This is a genomic window from Vibrio sp. zbq_1, from assembly GCF_043102935.1.
Lineage (GTDB): Bacteria > Pseudomonadota > Gammaproteobacteria > Enterobacterales > Vibrionaceae > Vibrio > Vibrio parahaemolyticus.
On record NZ_JBICJH010000044.1, the window covers coordinates 95,744 to 112,556 of the forward strand.

Below are 16,813 nucleotides of genomic sequence, written 5' to 3' on the forward strand. Positions count from 1 at the left end.
TAAAAATACGAGAAGGATTATCAAAATGGCAAAACTGAATGCCTACTTTGGCGAATACGGCGGTCAATACGTTCCGCAAATTCTAGTTCCAGCACTTGAGCAACTAGAGCAAGCGTTTATTGACGCGCAAGAAGACCCAGAATTCCGCAGCGAGTTCATGACGCTTCTTCAAGAGTACGCTGGTCGCCCAACGGCACTGACTCTGACTCGTAACCTAACCAAAGGCACAAAAACAAAATTGTATCTAAAACGTGAAGATCTGCTTCACGGCGGCGCACACAAAACCAACCAAGTACTTGGTCAGGCGCTACTAGCGAAGCGCATGGGTAAACACGAAATCATCGCAGAAACAGGCGCAGGTCAACACGGTGTAGCAACTGCACTTGCGTGTGCACTACTTGGCCTCAAGTGTCGAGTTTACATGGGTGCAAAAGACGTTGAACGTCAAAGCCCGAACGTGTTCCGCATGAAACTAATGGGGGCAGAAGTGATTCCTGTCCATTCAGGCTCTGCAACACTTAAAGATGCTTGTAATGAAGCACTGCGTGATTGGTCAGGCAGCTACGAAGACGCACACTACCTTCTCGGTACAGCTGCAGGCCCTCACCCATTCCCGACTATTGTGCGTGAGTTCCAACGCATGATTGGTGAAGAAACTAAAAACCAAATTCTGGCGCGTGAAGGTCGCCTACCTGATGCTGTTATCGCCTGTGTGGGTGGTGGCTCAAACGCGATTGGTATGTTTGCAGATTTTATCGAAGAAGAAAGCGTTCGCCTGATTGGCGTGGAGCCAGCAGGTAGAGGCATCGATACAGATCAACACGGTGCGCCACTTAAGCATGGTAAAACAGGTATCTTCTTTGGTATGAAGGCACCATTAATGCAAGATGAGAATGGTCAGGTTGAAGAGTCTTACTCTGTTTCAGCAGGTCTAGACTTCCCTTCAGTTGGTCCACAGCACGCACATCTTAACGCTATCGGTCGCGCTGAATACGACAACGTAACGGATGATGAAGCATTAGAAGCATTCCAAGAACTAGCTCGCAGCGAAGGCATCATTCCTGCACTTGAATCCTCTCATGCTCTGGCACATGCACTGCGCATGGCTCGTGAGAATCCTGAAAAAGAGCAATTACTGGTTGTTAACCTATCTGGTCGAGGTGACAAAGACATCTTCACCGTACACGCTATCTTAGAAGAAAAAGGAGTAATCTAATGAGCCGTTATGAGAAGATGTTTGCACACCTAAACGAGAAAAACCAAGGCGCATTTGTACCATTCGTGACGGTTTGTGATCCAAACGCCGAGCAATCGTACAAGATCATGGAAACACTGGTTGAATCTGGCGCTGATGCGCTTGAACTTGGTATTCCGTTCTCAGACCCATTGGCGGACGGCCCAACAATTCAAGGTGCCAACATTCGAGCGTTAGATTCGGGTGCAACTCCGGATATCTGTTTTGAGCAAATCGGAAAAATTCGAGCAAAGTACCCAGACCTGCCAATTGGTCTATTGATGTACGCCAATCTTGTATACTCACGCGGTATTGAGAGGTTCTACGAGCGCTGTGCAAAAGCGGGCATCGATTCCGTTCTCATTGCAGACGTTCCGACTAACGAAAGCGCAGAGTTCGTAGCCGCGGCAGAGAAATTTGGAATCCACCCAATCTTTATCGCACCACCAACGGCAAGTGACGAGACACTAAAACAAGTTTCTGAATTAGGCGGCGGCTACACTTACCTGCTTTCACGCGCGGGTGTGACGGGTGCAGAAACCAAAGCTAACATGCCAGTTGACCATATGCTTGAAAAGCTAAACCAGTTTGATGCACCACCAGCGTTACTAGGTTTCGGCATTTCTGAACCAGCACAAGTAAAACAAGCCATTGAAGCGGGTGCTGCAGGTGCAATTTCGGGTTCAGCAGTCGTAAAAATCATCGAAGCACACGTAGAGCAACCGCAAATCATGCTCGATAAGCTTGGTGAATTTGTCTCCGCAATGAAAGCGGCAACTCAAAAGTAATCGACACCACAAGCTAAACACAGCAAACGCCCATTAATTCTCGTTAATGGGCTTTTTTCTATCAACTTGATTGCAAACCTCGCAATGCTCTCACTTCCAACCGTCTTTTAAAGAAGCGAATCCATAAAGTGATAACATGCCATTGTTCAAACCTGTTGTGTAAGGTACTGACATGGAAGATATCAAATCGTTGTTGCTGCAATGCCCTGTTTTAGCCGGTTTGCCAGTGGAAGGAATAAACGAAGCAGTACAAATCGTTCGCGCACGACACTTCGACGAGAAAGCACTCATTTGCAGCAAAGGCGCGCAGCACTCTTCATTGATGGTGATCGCCAAAGGATCTGTACGCGTTAACTCGATAAGTTCCAAAGGAAAAGAAGTCACCTTGATGATTTTCGAAACCGGAGGATGGTTTGGCGACAATGTATTTTCACCCGGCATGCCACGCATTTTCGGAGCAACAGCTCATACCGACGTAACCCTATTAGAGCTACCTGGCGATAAATTTCGGCAGTTGTTAGCCAAATATCCACAAAGCTACCCTGTGATTCTGGATTTGCTCAGCCGCAGATTATGGTCAGCTATTTCCGTTATCGAAGACGACGCCATTCGCGGTATAGAAGAGAGGATCGGCAGACGGTTATTACTTCTGGCAGAATATCAACATAACCGTCCTATAAGTGCCCAGTCTTGTGTAGTGAAAGTGACTCGTGAGCACATCGCCAACATGATGGGGCTAACACGACAAAGTGTTCATAAGGTACTAAAGAAATTGGAAAACTCGAACATTCTTAGGCTGCAATACGGCAGTATTACCATATTGAATCCGCTGAAAATGGAAGCGTATCTCAAACAGTTGGAATAGTTGTAGATGCAAACACGTCTTTGGTCTAATCGGCGAACTCGGCCAAAACGACCACCAGCCAATGCCATGTAGATCAAACAAAAAGCCAGCGAGAGCTTCGCTGGCTTTGACATCATACTTATGCGACTTCGAGTTCCGATTTTAGCTCTCTCTTTAAGATCTTACCCGTAGCACTCATCGGTAACTGTTCACGAATTTCGACAAACCTTGGGTATTTGAAATTGGCTAACTGCTCTCGCCCCCACAATTGCAGCTCATCGGCTTCGACAAATTGATTCGGTTTTAATACCACGTAGGCTTTGATCTCTTCGCCATATTCTTGATGCGGAATACCTATCACGGCCACCATCGCTACCGCAGGGTGCGTCATGAATACTTCTTCAATCTCACGAGGATACACATTGAAGCCACCTCGAATGATCAGGTCTTTCATCCTGTCGACAATAAACAGATTACCCGACTCATCAAATCGCCCGACGTCACCGGTATGGAACCAACCACTTTGCAACACCGATTCCGTCACTTCTGGGCGATCAAGATAACCTTTCATGACGTTGTGCCCGCGCACAATAATTTCTCCTTCCTCACCGACAGCGAGAGCATGACCGTCAAGATCAACGACTTTCACCTCAACACCTTGAATCGGTTGCCCGACAGAGCCCGGTACTCGCTCCTGATCAAGGTGATTAAAACACGCTATCGGACTGGTTTCGGACAAGCCGTAACCTTCTAGAATTGGTACATTGAATCGTGCTTCAAAGGTTTTAAATACTTCTGTCGGTAGCGACGAGCCTCCACTAACGGCTACTCGTAACGACGAAATATCGCAATTATGTTCAACATGCAGCAAACCAATGTACATCGTAGGCACACCGGCAAAGAGCGTCACTCGGTGCTTTTCGATCAGCTCCAACACATGTTTCGGGTCAAATCGAGGTACTAAAACCAAAGTTGCACCACTTTGCACACTAGCATTGAGATGCACGGTTTGACCGAATGTATGAAACAGTGGCAACGTTACTAGATGAACATCATCAGCCTGACTCGCCATGATGTTCTGAGCCACAAGCGCATTCATTACGATGTTTTGCTGCGTGAGCTCTGCTCCTTTGGGCAGTCCCGTTGTGCCTGATGTATACAAAATCACACAAGTGTCATCCGCATCGCGAGCAACGTAATCCGCCAAAGGTTCGATATCTTCTATAAAAGACGTCAGTGTCGGTAAACCTTGGTACTCTTTTTGCGTTTGATCTTGCGTCATTACGATCATCGTTTCACACGCATCCACCTCTTTAAACGCTTTCATGCCTTCTTTCGCCATTGGCAGTTCGGGCGTTCCTTCAAAACAGAAGTAAAACTTCGCTTTCGAATCTTCTAGGTGGTATTTGATTTCTCTAGATTTGAGCAACACGTTCAGCGGAACGGTAACGGCACCCGCCTTCTGAACCGCAAAATAAACGAAAGGAAAGAAAGGCAAATTCGGGCACGATAACGCCACTCGGTCTCCCGGTTTGACGCCCGCTTTAATCATCGAAGTCGCGATCTTACCTGCAATCGCGTCAAATTCTGCGTATGTGAATTTTTTATCACCACATATCAAAGCCGTTTTATTCGGTTTACTTGCAGCATTTCTCTGCAATGCAGCAGCAAGGTTCATCATAATGGCTTACCCTCTAAAACTTTGTCATTTTCATTGTTGTTCGTGAATTCCTTTAAGAGAGTCACGCATCATGGGCGACTAAGAGGCTTGGAAAAGCCACACCGCCTTTTGTTAACATTACATTTACAAGATTTAAAAACGCAAGAATGTAAAAAATTTAACATTCAGATACCCGAACGAACCAAAATGTGAGCGTGTTAGCTAATTATTGTTATAAATATCAAACCAAAAAACCAAAGCCCTTCCTCAACTCCTCCGTTGAACAAGCCATTAACATTAACCTAATTTCAACAAATGTGATTTATAACTCAAGAACACATCGAGATACAGAATTCATACATTAAACAAATGGCAATCGTTTGCTATCGTGCAAAAAATTAGCACCCGTCAATGAAATATCGATTATTTCATCAATAAGCTTCTGCTGCATATTGCCAATTGTGAACGATACGTGTAAAAAGCAAGGCGAGATAATTATCCATAAAACAATTACAGGCTGGTGGGTAATTTTAGGATTTTACATTTTATTAGCACAGAGGTTATGGAAGTGTTAAAACAAAAGAGTTTGCTAAACAACATTGGCGTGCAAGTCGTCATTGCAATGATCGTGGGTACTGCCGTTGGTGCTCTAATGGGTCATGATGCGACTGTATTCGCGCCATTAGGTGCTATCTTTATCAACCTAATCAAGATGCTGGTAATCCCATTGGTTGCTGTTGCTTTGATTTCTGGTGCTGCTGGTCTTGGTAACAGCCAGTCTGCGGGTAAAGTTGGCTTGGTAACATTGGGTTACTTCGGTTTAACTTCGGCTCTAGCAGTTGCATTGGCTCTGTTTATGGGCGAAGTATTCCAACCAGGCATGGGCATCGACGTTTCTGGCGTAGAAGGCATGTTCTCGGCAGAGTACGCTTCAAAAGGTGAACTACCTACTTTCTGGGCAACCATTACTGGTATGATCCCAACCAACGTTTTCCAATCACTGAATGAAGCGAACATCCTACAGATCCTAGTATTCTGTATGTTCTTTGGTATTGCGATTTCTAAGCAAGCGAAAGAGCGTCGTGAACCAATCATCAATGGCGTGAACTGCATTGTTGATGCAATGGTTTGGATGATCAATAAAGTGATGATCATTGCACCTATTGGTGTTTTTGGTCTGATGGCAGAAGCCGTAGGTACATTCGGTTTTGGCGCACTCATGGTTGTATTCAAACTGTTCGTTGTTTACGTTGCAGCAATCCTCGTGTTTGGCTTTATCGTATACCCTGCAATGGTGCATGTTTTCACTAAGACATCAGCGAAGAAATTCGTGTCTGCAATGAAAAAACCACAAGCAGTTGCACTATCAACAGCGTCGTCAATGGCGACACTGCCTGTCACTATGGATACGTGTGAAAAAGAACTTGGCGTGAAAAACTCAACTGCGTCATTCGTTCTACCTCTGGGCGCGACCATCAACATGTCTGGTAATGCGATTTACTACGGCTTGGTTGCTATCTTCTTTGCACAGCTGTTCAACATCGACCTAGGCATGGGCGCTTACATCGCGATCATCGTGACTTCAACACTAGGTGCGGTTGGTCAAGCTGGTGTTCCGGGCCCTTCTTTCCTAGTGGTAGCAGTACTACTAGCGGCGGGTATTCCAATTGAAGGTCTGCCTCTACTCTTCGCTCTTGACCGTATCTTCGACATGATTCGTACGGCTCTAAACATTACTGGTGATGCAGCATGTGCGGTCATTGTTGATGCTTTAGTAGAAGAAACTGCCGCTGACGCGGAGTTACAGAAGCAAGAAGCTTAGTTTCCTAACAAATACTTAAAAGCCGCTCAAAAGAGCGGCTTTTTTTTCGATTCTTTGCATTACGTAACCATACAAATAGAAACTAATAGCATAATTTTTCTGAAGTGATATAACGCCCGTACTAACTATAAAAAACGTCAGATCTAGGTTGTATCATGAGTCTTAAGCTGTCTTTGGTTTCGCTTTCCAATACAGATTTGCCTATTGAAACAAAACAACAGGCACTGATCGATATTGTTCTTCGCTTCCTAACACCACAAGAGAGAGCCTCTCTCTTTGAGTCCATCACTCATCAACGAGAAACGAACTTGCTGGCACGCTATCCTGAGTACCAGTCCAAAAGTCTTTCTGTCTTGTTTGAGTTAATGGATTATCGAGATTTGGTTCGACTGCATCCGAACAACCTACATGACGACGTCTATCTACTTGAATTAATTGCAGCAGAGTGCTTCCCTCATTGGTTAGACTTTTGGTGCGCTTGCGAAATCGAAGCCATCAAACAGAAATACTCGCTTGAAAACCGCGAGCCAGCGACTGAACTCTCCTTCGAAGACGCCTCTTACTCAGCAATGCTCATTGATGATATTTCAGAGTCTTCAATGCGCGTTCAACTGCCCAGCTACCCAGTGGCAATGACCTTGAGTGACGCAGTTGCGCTGAGTAATTTGGAGCTCTTCGTTCAAGGAGAAAAGTGGTATGAGATTTTGCCCTTGTTGTCACTTTCTCAGAAAGGTAAGCACTTTATTCTGCTCCAAACTCAGACAACTCCGGTGTTGGTCGCATCAGCGCTAATCCAAGACTGGAACCAACGTAACACTTGGCTAAGTTATGCGCCGCAGTTTAACAGTGAAAAATGGCGATTCTGTCTACCTCTGCACGGCTATCAAGAGCTTAATCGTCTTGATATCTTGGCAAGTGACCTCGTTACAGACTATGGTTCTTTAACAGTGTTTGATCAGGCATTCCAAACACACATAACTAAAACAGAGACGGTATGCGAAGTGCTGCGTCTTACTGTGAGCGGCAGCGTTCAACACAAGCTCTACTTCTTATATCTTGCACAAAAAGAGCTGATGAATGTGCTGTTTCAGTCAGGCTACAAGGTTGGGTTCACCATTATAGAACAAGCGTTCATGTTAAATTTTTATCAATCTATTGATTCTAAAGCCTACTTTCATTCAGGATACTGCGACATTAACGGTGACGGTACTAATACGTACCGGGGTTTCTGGAATTTTGAATCGATGGTAGACACCTTTAAACGCACAGACTTTCGTGATTATAAACGCCGTATTCGAGTAATCAGACAAAATACGCAGGTGAATGAACATGCTTGATATAGGTCTTAGTGGCCTACTCTACCCGAAAGCCATCACACTGTTTGCTACAGTGGCCGTGGTTCTCGTGTGGCTGCTGTACTACTGCTATCGCCTTAAACAAAAGAACGAAGTGATCTTAGGTTCGTACCACGCGCCTTATATCGCCTATTCGACATGCATTATTATTTGGATTAGCAGTAACGCCTACTTCCATACCGATTTGCTACCTCTGCTTGGGTCAGAGGGCGGCATTTTCATGGCGAAATTAGCCAACTTAGCTTCCTTCTTCGCATTTGCTTTTGCTTTCTACTTTTCTTGCCAGCTCGCTGCTGAGCAGAAAAAAGGCAAAGTAAAACTTTGGCAACAAGGCATTTTTGTTGCGCTGACGGTTTATTCTCTGGTCATCAATTTACGCCCGAACCTAACCGTTGAGAATGTGCTGATTGATGGCCCTAGTCAATTTGTGATTGAGTTTGGCCCTCACACTTCTTATTTCTTCATGGGATTGGTGACCTTTGTCGTTATGACACTCACTAACCTCATTAGCATGCGCGCAAACAGCAGTAAGCTCTCTATAGCGAAGAACAATTACATGATCGCAGGGATCTTAGTATTCATGCTGTCTACGGCTGTCATACACCTAGGCATGACCTACTTCCTTGGGGATTTCTCACTAACTTGGCTACCACCAGCGTTATCCATCAGTGAAATGCTGTTTGTTGGTTACGCGCTGCTTACATCGAGATTCTACAGCGCCAAATACCTTGCTTATCTGACGATCAGTGTGCTTTTTGTGTGCACCATTTTCGTCCTGCCATTAGGTGCGGTATTTATTCCAATGTCTGAAGACAATCAATGGCTCATCTCAATTCCGATTTGCGCCTTGATTGGCATCACTTGGCACTTGGTCTACAAACGCGTTAGCCGAATCGCATCGTTCTTTATATACGGCAATCGACAAACACCAGTTCAGCAGATCTTAGCGTTAGAAGAAGAGTTTAAGCGCTCAATCGACGATGCCGTGCATCAGTTGAGCACATTACTCAACATACCCAATGACAAGCTTCAACTCGTAACCAGTAACTACACCGAAACCTTCTACGAAGATTATTTACACAGCAATGATTCGGTTTTGGTGCTCGACGAACTCTCTGAAAGGCTCGACGAAAAACCGTCTTCAAAAGGTTCAATCAAAGCTCTGTATGAACGCATGAGATCGAGTAACACGGCACTTGTTATGCCACTGTTTGGCCGCGAAAAGTCGGTTTCACATTTGCTGATTTCTTCACACAAAAGCGATAACAAACTGTTTTCGAACGAAGAGATTTCAGCACTACAAACATTGTTGATCCGCGTACAAAATACGATTGAGTCTGATAGAAAGATTCGTCAAAGCCGCGCGTTAGCCAACTCGATCGCCCATGAAATGCGCAACCCATTGGCGCAAGTTCAGCTTCAATTTGAAGCGCTGAAACAGCACATTGATAGCAATGCATCCGATGACAAGATCAGAAGCGATATCGAAAAAGGCCAAGCAGCCATTCAGCGTGGACGCCAACTCATCGACATCATCTTGCGCGAAGTCAGCGATACTTCAGCTGTACATGAACCCCTTTCGCTTACTTCGATTCATAAAGCTGTGGATCTTGCGGTGAGTCGATACGGTTTTGAAAACGAACACATCATCGAAAGGGTGAAACTTCCGACTCAAAACGACTTTGTCGCCAAAATCAACGAGACGCTGTTCAACTTTGTCATTTTCAATTTGATTCGCAATGCGATTTACTATTTTGATTCCTATCCCGATAGTCAAATTGAAATCAGAACCCTCGTCGGCCCTTATGAAAACACGCTTGTTTTCCGCGATACAGGGCCTGGGATTGATGACAGCATCGTACACAAAATCTTTGATGACTTTTTCTCATTCCAGAAAAGCGGCGGTAGCGGACTTGGCTTGGGTTACTGTCAGCGTGTGATGCGTTCTTTTGGTGGTCGAATTGAGTGTAAATCGGTAACTAATGAGTTCACTGAGTTTTATCTGCATTTTCCGGTTGTGCCAAATGCACCGAAAGTAGAAACGCTTCGAACGCCAAACTTTTACAACTGGAATCAGAAAGTCAAAACCAAACCAATTCCAGAACCTGTCGTACAAATCAACAAAGATGCACCAACTGTGCTCATTGTCGATGATAAAGAGGTGCAACGTACTTTGGTTCAAATGTACCTAAACCGACTTGGCGTCAATAGTTTACAAGCCAATAACGGCGCAAATGCGGTGGAACTGTTTCAATCACATCAGGTCGATTTAGTGTTGATGGATGTTCAAATGCCAGTAATGAATGGGTTTGATGCCAGCGAAAAAATCAAGCAGTTTTCCCCAACTACGCCAATCATCGCCCTGTCTGGCGAATCTGGAGAGAAAGAGCTCGAGATGATCGCTAAGTTGATGGATGGTCGTCTGGAAAAGCCAACCACACTCAACGCATTACGTGATGTACTGGTGAGATGGCTTCATTTCGATAAAATCAGCGTAACGAACAGTTATCAAATTGCGAATGAATAGTTGGCATTAAAACTGCTTAACTGAAGTACAAACCGAATTATCCAGAGCGTTGAGCTTGCTGTTATGCAGTCAGTAAGCTTGATAAGGAGATGGCTATGTTACTTCACCGACACACATATTACGGCTTGATTCATCACGGAATAAAAGCACTATTGTTAGATAGAATCGGACGCTACACCGAGGAAGAGTATCACCAATATTTGAGCCTAATGACAGGCAAATCAACTTGCTTCACCATGACGCATGAAGAGCTAGAAGCCACCGTCGATAACTTGTTGAGAGAAGGCTATTTGGAAGACGTAAAGTCTCTGATTTCTCAATACCAACGTGTGGCGTAGGAAAGAGTCGTTTAGCTCTCGAGCCATGAGTCAAGCCTACAGAAGCTCACCAAGCTATCTGTACTAACGAGCAAGATTTCGCCTTTTTAGGTGCCTTAAACATATCAATACATTGCCGCTCATTGAGCGGCAATTTTTTATCCAAATCCCTTGAGCTATTCACATTACGCCAGATTCCGCTAGACTGTCAGCAACTCAACAACTCGGTAGTTTTTGGCAACATGAAGCAAATCCTTGATTTTATTCCTCTCATTATCTTCTTCGCTCTATACAAGATGTACGACATCTATGTAGCGACTGGAGCACTCATCGTTGCAACAGCAGTTCAACTTATCGTGACCTACGCGCTGTATAAGAAAGTAGAGAAGATGCAACTGATCACGTTTGTCATCGTCACGATATTCGGCAGCATGACCATTTTCTTCCACGACGACAACTTCATAAAATGGAAAGTCACTATCATTTACGTGGTGCTTGCAGTTGGTTTAACCGCCAGCCACTTAATGGGAAAATCAGTCGTCAAAGGCATGTTGGGTAAAGAGATCACGCTACCTGACGCGATTTGGGCGAAGATAAACTGGGCATGGGTAGGCTTCTTCTCATTTTTTGCAGGCCTAAACATTTACATCGCTTACGAGCTACCTCTGGATGTTTGGGTTAACTTCAAAGTATTTGGAATGCTGATCGCCACCTTTGCCTACATGATTGCTACTGGTGTCTACATTTACAAGCACATGCCAAAGGAAGAGAAAAATAACTCCTCCGATGTCTCGGTTGATGATTAAAAACTCAATTTTGCTATAATCCGCGCAAATGTATTATTCACAGCGACCTTCGGGTCGCTGTTTTGTTCAACGGACCAATAATTACTGCATTAGTATTCTTATTGGCACACCATATTTGCGCTTTTTTTGAGCGCCCTTGAAGATTTAGGATGTCACTATGAGCCAAGAATTTAACTCTCCGAAAGGCCAGCTTCTGCTTCGTACCCTTGCAATGCCCGCTGATACAAATGCAAACGGCGATATCTTTGGTGGTTGGATAATGTCTCAGCTTGACTTGGCGGGTGCGATTCTGGCGAAAGAGATCTGTTCTGGTCGCGTCGTTACCGTTTCTGTTTCAAGCATTACATTTAAAAAACCAGTCAGCGTAGGTGACGTGGTTTGTTGTTACGGCGTGTGTAAGAAAATCGGCCGTACATCGATGAGCGTTGACCTAGAAGTTTGGGTGAAACCAGTGAAAGTAGACGGCATCGAAGATCGTTTCATGGTTTGCGAAGCAACCTTTAACTATGTAGCCATCGACAGTGAAGGCAAACCACGTCCAGTGCAAAGCTAAGTTGTCATAAAATCGAATTGCTAGGAAGAATCTCACATTTTCTATTGTTCACTTGTGAGAGGTTCAAAAAAGACGTTAAATTAACACTTTACCCCACCAATTAAGGAACTATGCTATGTGGTACGTCATCTTTTCTCAGGACGTCGAGAACTCATTGGAAAAACGTATGGGCGTTCGTCCTCAACATTTAGAACGCTTGCAACAGCTTCAAGATGAAGGTCGTTTACTTACCGCAGGTCCAATGCCAGCGATCGACTCTGATAACCCAGGAGAAGCCGGCTTTACTGGTTCGACAGTCATTGCTGAATTTTCCTCTTTGGAAGATGCCAAAACATGGGCTGACGCCGATCCTTATGTGGCGGCGGGCGTTTACGAAAACGTGATCGTAAAACCGTTCAAAAAAGTGTTTTAAGTTATGAAAAAATTACTGTGTCTCTTCCTCGCCTTTGGTGCATTGGCGGGTTGTTCATCAAACAATGACAACCAACGCCAACTTGAATTAATGGCGTCTAACCGTGCTGGTGTCTTGTCTGCCGGACTGCCGTTGGAATACGGTCCGCTGCAAATCATGCGTGTTTCTTCTAACAAGAACGTGGTAGAAATGATGATGATTTACAACGACGATGCTTTAGGTGCTAAACCATTAAACCAAGTACTGAATACCAGTATTTATACATACTGCAATACGCCGTCGGTAAGAGAGCAAATTGATATGGGTTTGATGTACCGATTAAAAGTGCGTAACTCACGCGGTCAGCTAATTGCTGATGAATTGGTTTCAGAGCAAACCTGTAGCAAAATCAAATAGTCACAGTAATTTGATTGTCGCCCAAGCCCAACGACAACGAGAGGCGTCGTTAGTGAGTTAGGCGGACATTAAATAGAATACACAAAAGCGGAGACGATGGTCTCCGCTTTTTTATTAGCCACTTTAAATTGGTGACGAGCTACCTTATGCAAGCTCTGCGCGAAGCTTCTTCGCAGCAGACACTAGGTTGGCAAGTGCAGCTTCCGTCTCTGCCCAGTTACGTGTTTTCAAACCACAGTCTGGGTTTACCCACAAACGTTGTACCGGAATCTTTTCTGCCGCTTTCTTGATTAAGCCTTCAATCCACTCTTCCGTCGGAATGTTTGGAGAGTGAATGTCATAAACACCTGGGCCGATTTCGTTCGGGTAATTGAACTCTTCAAACGCTTTAAGCAGTTCCATATTTGAGCGTGACGTTTCAATGGTAATCACATCCGCATCGAGCGCTGCAACAGAATCGATGATTTCATTGAACTCGCTGTAACACATGTGAGTGTGAATCTGAGTTTCTGGTTTTGCACTCGCTGCTGAGATCTTAAATGCATTCACCGCCCATTCTAAATACGCTTTGTGATCGCGCTTTTTCAACGGCAAACCTTCACGAATCGCAGGCTCATCGATTTGAATGATATTGATGCCTGCATCTTGTAAATCAGAAACCTCATCACGCAGTGCTAATGCCAGTTGTTGCGCGATTTCCTGACGTGTGATGTCTTCACGCGGGAACGTCCAACATAGAATCGTCACTGGGCCAGTTAACATGCCTTTCATCTGCTTGCTGGTTAGCGATTGTGCGTACGTCGACCATTCAACCGTAATCGGCTTTTCACGCTCAATGTCGGCAACCACAATGGCAGGTTTCACACAGCGCGAGCCATAACTCTGCACCCAACCAAATTTCGTCGTTTGGAAGCCCGCCAAATTCTCCGCGAAGTATTCCACCATGTCGTTACGTTCTGCTTCACCATGCACAAGTACATCTAGGTCGAGCGCTTCTTGGCGTTTTACGGCATCCGCAATGTGTCCTTTAAGTGCTTGGATATAGTCGGACTCAGATAACTGACCAGTACGATAAGCACTGCGCTGAACACGGATTTCACCCGTTTGAGGGAAAGAGCCGATGGTCGTGGTTGGCAGCAAAGGTAAACCCAACACTTCAGCTTGATGCGCAGCACGCTCCGCGTAAGGTGCGCTGCGCTCGGCAAGTGACGCTGTAATATTGTTTAAACGAGCTTGCACTTGGGGCTTATTCACATGTGTTGCCGTTTTACGTGCTTTGATTGGCTGGCTATAGGTATCACAAGCGAGAATCGCATTTTGATCACCGTCGAGTGCTCGGCCAAGCAAAGCGACTTCTGTCACTTTTTGTTTTGCGAATGAAAACCAGCTTTTCACTTCTTCACTTAGCTCTGTTTCCAGTTCCAGATCAACTGGGCTATGTAATAGAGAGCATGAACTCGCCACCCAAAGCTTGTCGCCCAATTTCTCTTTGACTGGCTGTAGACGTTCAAGTTGCGCACTCAAATCCGAGCGCCACACGTTACGACCATTCACAACTCCGGCAGAAAGCACCCAACCTTCTGGTAGTTTGGCAACCACGCCGTCAAGCTGCTGAGGCGCGGCAGACAAATCAACGTGCAAACCGTCCACTGGTAACTCAACAATTTTGTCTAGGGTATCGGTGACAGAATCGAAGTACGTCGTTAGCAGCACTTTCACATCGCTACGAATCACTTGGTATGCCAGCTTGAACGCGTCAGCCCACTGTTTTTCTAGCTCAAGCGACAAAATCGGCTCATCAATCTGAACCCACTCAACACCTTGGCTCGCAAGCTTAGCCAAAATAGCTTGGTAAGCCGTAAGCAATCGTGGCAGTAGCGTCAGGCGATCAAACCCTTCTTCTACCTCTTTACCTAAGTAAAGATAACTAACTGGGCCGAGCAATACCGGCTTCACTTTATGCCCGGCTTGTACTGCTTCGTTGATTTCCTCAAACAGTTGCGGCCAGCTCACTTCAAACGTATCGTCCTTGCTGAATTCAGGTACGATGTAGTGGTAGTTTGTGTTGAACCATTTAGTCATATCCGATGCTGCTGCACCCGCACAACCACAACCCGCTTGAGATTGACCACGACCCACTTTGAATAGCGTATCGAGATTAGGAAAACCACCTGCGTGACGTTTTGGTACGTGACCCAATAGCAACGTCGTCGTCAATACATGATCGTACCAAGCGAAGTCGCCAGCGGTAGTAAAACTTAAACCAGCCTCTGTTTGTGTTTGCCAGTTTTTAGCGCGCAGATCTGCACCAACTTTTTTAAGCTCTGTTTGATCGATGTCACCGCGCCAGTATTTTTCCTGAGCGAATTTTAATTCTCGTTTTTCACCGATGCGTGGGTAACCGAGTATGTGCGTTGTTGTAGCCATGTCCCTATTCCTTTTTCAATCTTGTTCAATTTGTTTAGGTCAGAGCATCTTTCTCTAAGTTCACAAGATGTCTGGATGGCTAAACTATCTCTCTCCTCTGTCGTTTGGACAACGTCCATTTATTCAACTTGTTTATTAAAAAAATTCATCATGGGTCGATTTCATTCGCAAATAAATCACAACAATAGACGTCTAGACGTTTACATATCCATTTTTTGTCGTTAAGTTAGTTATGTCTGTCGCAGTCAATCAATACGTTTTAACAGCAATAAAAAATTGCTTGCGAGTGAAGTGGATTTGTTTGATAAGTATTTATTCTTAAATCAAAAATTCAAAGTAGCTATTGAGTATTTCAACAAGACAGAGCATTAAGAAACCATATTAAGACGTCATTGACTGGGATAGGAATTCGTTCACGGCGAACCACAAAGGATGAAAGGGATTCATGATAGAGCTAAAACATTTGCGAACATTAACTTCGCTTCGAGACACCGGCTCGTTAACTGCTACGGCTACTGCCTTGCACTTAACGCAATCCGCTCTTTCTCACCAAATCAAAGATCTCGAATCTCGTATTGGCGGTCAGTTATTTTTACGCAAAACTCGCCCAGTAAAATTTACCTCTGAGGGTGAAATTCTCTTGCGCCTCGCAGAAGATATTTTGCCAAAGCTGGCAAGAGCAGAAAACGAACTGGCAAGTTTGAAAGAGGACGTCAACGGTCGATTACACATGGCTATCGAATGTCACTCATGCTTCCAATGGCTCATGCCTGCTCTAAGGGAATATCAATTGGCGTGGCCAAGCGTCACGTTGGATTTTTCGTCCGGCTTTGGGTTTGAGCCCTTACCCGCATTGTTGGCTGGCGAGTTAGATCTCGTTATCACGTCGGATATTCAACCTCGTTCTGAGGTACATTATGAACCGTTGTTTGACTTCGAAATGCGCCTAATTACTGCAACCAATCATCCATTAGCTGACAAAGAAATTATCGAACCACAAGATCTTGCCGATCAAACTATGCTCTCTTATCCGGTTCAAAAACAAAGATTGGACGTTGTTAAGCACTTCTTGCAGCCGGCCGGCGTCGAGCCTGCCAGATGGAAGCAAGCGGACAATACCTTAATGCTGGTGCAAATGGTTTCGGCAGGGTTGGGCGTTGCGGCGCTACCAAACTGGGCGATATCCGAGTTTTCTCGTCAGGGGTTAATCACCAGTAAACCATTTGGCAAAGGTTTGTGGCGTCGTCTGTTCGCAGCAACGCGTAACTCTGAAAAAGATAAGCGTTATCTGCAAGCCTTCTTTGCGACGGCGAGACAACAATGCAAAAGCCATCTTGACGGCATCAAGATGGCTTAACAACAAGGAATCGATTGAGACTAGCGTTCGTACGCTTTGAATTGATTGGTGAGTGGGTCGTACTGATAACCAAGCATATCAAGCTTGCCCACCACCGACTCAACATCCATTTCGTAGACCGAAGCCAACTCATCAAAACTGTCGCACTCTAAGCGTAGTTTTTCGTTGACGATCCCCAACAAAATGATGCTATCCAGATTGCCTACATTGCTTAAATCCATCGCGACACTCCTCTTCGACAACGTATCAAGGTATATACCCAAGTGACTTCAAGATGTAGAGTTCAGAGCGTTGTCACTAATTCAAGTTTAAGGA

At 45.0% G+C, this 16,813-nt stretch carries 15 protein-coding genes; 12 read left to right on the top strand and 3 right to left on the bottom strand.

Features of this window, described 5'->3' with window-relative positions:
• Positions 1-25 precede the first annotated feature (25 nt).
• The 3 genes from trpB to ACF8CV_RS22830 all read left to right on the top strand — a co-directional run bounded on the left by trpB (position 26) and on the right by ACF8CV_RS22830 (position 2,887).
• A complete protein-coding gene (gene trpB, locus ACF8CV_RS22820) occupies positions 26-1,216 on the top strand; it encodes a tryptophan synthase subunit beta (RefSeq protein ID WP_138937556.1) in 1,191 nt (396 codons plus the stop codon).
• A complete protein-coding gene (trpA, locus tag ACF8CV_RS22825) occupies positions 1,216-2,022 on the top strand; it encodes a tryptophan synthase subunit alpha (RefSeq protein ID WP_138937557.1) in 807 nt (268 codons plus the stop codon). Before trpB ends, trpA begins: the two co-directional genes overlap by 1 nt.
• Before the next feature lie 172 nt (positions 2,023-2,194).
• On the top strand, positions 2,195-2,887 hold the full coding sequence (locus ACF8CV_RS22830; RefSeq protein ID WP_206973511.1) for a Crp/Fnr family transcriptional regulator: 693 nt from the start codon (positions 2,195-2,197) through the stop codon (positions 2,885-2,887).
• Between the two features lie 118 nt (positions 2,888-3,005).
• Here ACF8CV_RS22830 and ACF8CV_RS22835 read toward each other — a convergent pair whose 3' ends face one another.
• Positions 3,006-4,547 carry a long-chain fatty acid--CoA ligase gene (locus tag ACF8CV_RS22835; RefSeq protein ID WP_021822932.1) on the bottom strand — a complete coding sequence of 514 codons (1,542 nt, stop codon included), beginning with the start codon at positions 4,545-4,547 and terminating at the stop codon, positions 3,006-3,008.
• 541 nt (positions 4,548-5,088) lie between these two features.
• Between ACF8CV_RS22835 and ACF8CV_RS22840 the strand changes: the two genes are divergently transcribed.
• The 8 genes from ACF8CV_RS22840 to ACF8CV_RS22875 all read left to right on the top strand — a co-directional run bounded on the left by ACF8CV_RS22840 (position 5,089) and on the right by ACF8CV_RS22875 (position 12,714).
• On the top strand, positions 5,089-6,348 hold the full coding sequence (locus tag ACF8CV_RS22840) for a dicarboxylate/amino acid:cation symporter (protein ID WP_021484952.1): 1,260 nt from the start codon (positions 5,089-5,091) through the stop codon (positions 6,346-6,348).
• Positions 6,349-6,503: 155 nt separating this feature from the next.
• Positions 6,504-7,685 carry an acyl-homoserine-lactone synthase OpaM gene (gene opaM / locus ACF8CV_RS22845; protein WP_069507530.1) on the top strand — a complete coding sequence of 394 codons (1,182 nt, stop codon included), beginning with the start codon at positions 6,504-6,506 and terminating at the stop codon, positions 7,683-7,685.
• On the top strand, positions 7,678-10,230 hold the full coding sequence (locus ACF8CV_RS22850; protein WP_203505822.1) for a hybrid sensor histidine kinase/response regulator: 2,553 nt from the start codon (positions 7,678-7,680) through the stop codon (positions 10,228-10,230). Before opaM ends, ACF8CV_RS22850 begins: the two co-directional genes overlap by 8 nt.
• A gap of 95 nt (positions 10,231-10,325) precedes the next feature.
• Positions 10,326-10,568 (top strand): hypothetical protein, encoded by a 243-nt coding sequence (locus tag ACF8CV_RS22855; protein ID WP_005481662.1) that lies wholly within the window; start codon positions 10,326-10,328, stop codon positions 10,566-10,568.
• Positions 10,569-10,789: 221 nt separating this feature from the next.
• Positions 10,790-11,353, top strand: coding sequence for a septation protein A (locus ACF8CV_RS22860; RefSeq protein WP_005481614.1), 564 nt, complete (start codon positions 10,790-10,792; stop codon positions 11,351-11,353).
• A 157-nt stretch (positions 11,354-11,510) separates the two neighbouring features.
• On the top strand, positions 11,511-11,906 hold the full coding sequence (yciA, locus tag ACF8CV_RS22865; RefSeq protein ID WP_005459205.1) for an acyl-CoA thioester hydrolase YciA: 396 nt from the start codon (positions 11,511-11,513) through the stop codon (positions 11,904-11,906).
• 115 nt (positions 11,907-12,021) lie between these two features.
• Complete coding sequence (locus ACF8CV_RS22870; protein WP_005481648.1) at positions 12,022-12,318, top strand: YciI family protein; 297 nt, start codon at positions 12,022-12,024, stop codon at positions 12,316-12,318.
• A 3-nt stretch (positions 12,319-12,321) separates the two neighbouring features.
• Complete coding sequence (locus ACF8CV_RS22875) at positions 12,322-12,714, top strand: GspS/AspS pilotin family protein (RefSeq protein WP_015296982.1); 393 nt, start codon at positions 12,322-12,324, stop codon at positions 12,712-12,714.
• 144 nt (positions 12,715-12,858) lie between these two features.
• Here ACF8CV_RS22875 and metE read toward each other — a convergent pair whose 3' ends face one another.
• On the bottom strand, positions 12,859-15,141 hold the full coding sequence (gene metE / locus ACF8CV_RS22880) for a 5-methyltetrahydropteroyltriglutamate--homocysteine S-methyltransferase (protein ID WP_208870982.1): 2,283 nt from the start codon (positions 15,139-15,141) through the stop codon (positions 12,859-12,861).
• 445 nt (positions 15,142-15,586) lie between these two features.
• Between metE and metR the strand changes: the two genes are divergently transcribed.
• Positions 15,587-16,498, top strand: a complete 912-nt coding sequence (gene metR, locus ACF8CV_RS22885; RefSeq protein ID WP_005481610.1) for an HTH-type transcriptional regulator MetR — start codon at positions 15,587-15,589, stop codon at positions 16,496-16,498.
• Between the two features lie 20 nt (positions 16,499-16,518).
• Here the strand turns inward: metR and ACF8CV_RS22890 are convergent, their stop codons facing one another.
• Positions 16,519-16,719, bottom strand: a complete 201-nt coding sequence (locus ACF8CV_RS22890; RefSeq protein WP_005457961.1) for a DUF4250 domain-containing protein — start codon at positions 16,717-16,719, stop codon at positions 16,519-16,521.
• Between the last annotated feature and the right edge of the window lie 94 nt (positions 16,720-16,813).

What these genes read in the sequence shown, in the direction of transcription:
- trpB (WP_138937556.1), top strand. Translation starts at nt 26, where the DNA reads ATGGCAAAACTGAATGCCTACTTTGGCGAATACGGCGGTCAATACGTT.
- trpA (WP_138937557.1), top strand. Translation starts at nt 1,216, where the DNA reads ATGAGCCGTTATGAGAAGATGTTTGCACACCTAAACGAGAAAAACCAA.
- ACF8CV_RS22830 (WP_206973511.1), top strand. Translation starts at nt 2,195, where the DNA reads ATGGAAGATATCAAATCGTTGTTGCTGCAATGCCCTGTTTTAGCCGGT.
- ACF8CV_RS22835 (WP_021822932.1), bottom strand. Translation starts at nt 4,547, where the DNA reads ATGATGAACCTTGCTGCTGCATTGCAGAGAAATGCTGCAAGTAAACCG.
- ACF8CV_RS22840 (WP_021484952.1), top strand. Translation starts at nt 5,089, where the DNA reads ATGGAAGTGTTAAAACAAAAGAGTTTGCTAAACAACATTGGCGTGCAA.
- opaM (WP_069507530.1), top strand. Translation starts at nt 6,504, where the DNA reads ATGAGTCTTAAGCTGTCTTTGGTTTCGCTTTCCAATACAGATTTGCCT.
- ACF8CV_RS22850 (WP_203505822.1), top strand. Translation starts at nt 7,678, where the DNA reads ATGCTTGATATAGGTCTTAGTGGCCTACTCTACCCGAAAGCCATCACA.
- ACF8CV_RS22855 (WP_005481662.1), top strand. Translation starts at nt 10,326, where the DNA reads ATGTTACTTCACCGACACACATATTACGGCTTGATTCATCACGGAATA.
- ACF8CV_RS22860 (WP_005481614.1), top strand. Translation starts at nt 10,790, where the DNA reads ATGAAGCAAATCCTTGATTTTATTCCTCTCATTATCTTCTTCGCTCTA.
- yciA (WP_005459205.1), top strand. Translation starts at nt 11,511, where the DNA reads ATGAGCCAAGAATTTAACTCTCCGAAAGGCCAGCTTCTGCTTCGTACC.
- ACF8CV_RS22870 (WP_005481648.1), top strand. Translation starts at nt 12,022, where the DNA reads ATGTGGTACGTCATCTTTTCTCAGGACGTCGAGAACTCATTGGAAAAA.
- ACF8CV_RS22875 (WP_015296982.1), top strand. Translation starts at nt 12,322, where the DNA reads ATGAAAAAATTACTGTGTCTCTTCCTCGCCTTTGGTGCATTGGCGGGT.
- metE (WP_208870982.1), bottom strand. Translation starts at nt 15,141, where the DNA reads ATGGCTACAACAACGCACATACTCGGTTACCCACGCATCGGTGAAAAA.
- metR (WP_005481610.1), top strand. Translation starts at nt 15,587, where the DNA reads ATGATAGAGCTAAAACATTTGCGAACATTAACTTCGCTTCGAGACACC.
- ACF8CV_RS22890 (WP_005457961.1), bottom strand. Translation starts at nt 16,719, where the DNA reads ATGGATTTAAGCAATGTAGGCAATCTGGATAGCATCATTTTGTTGGGG.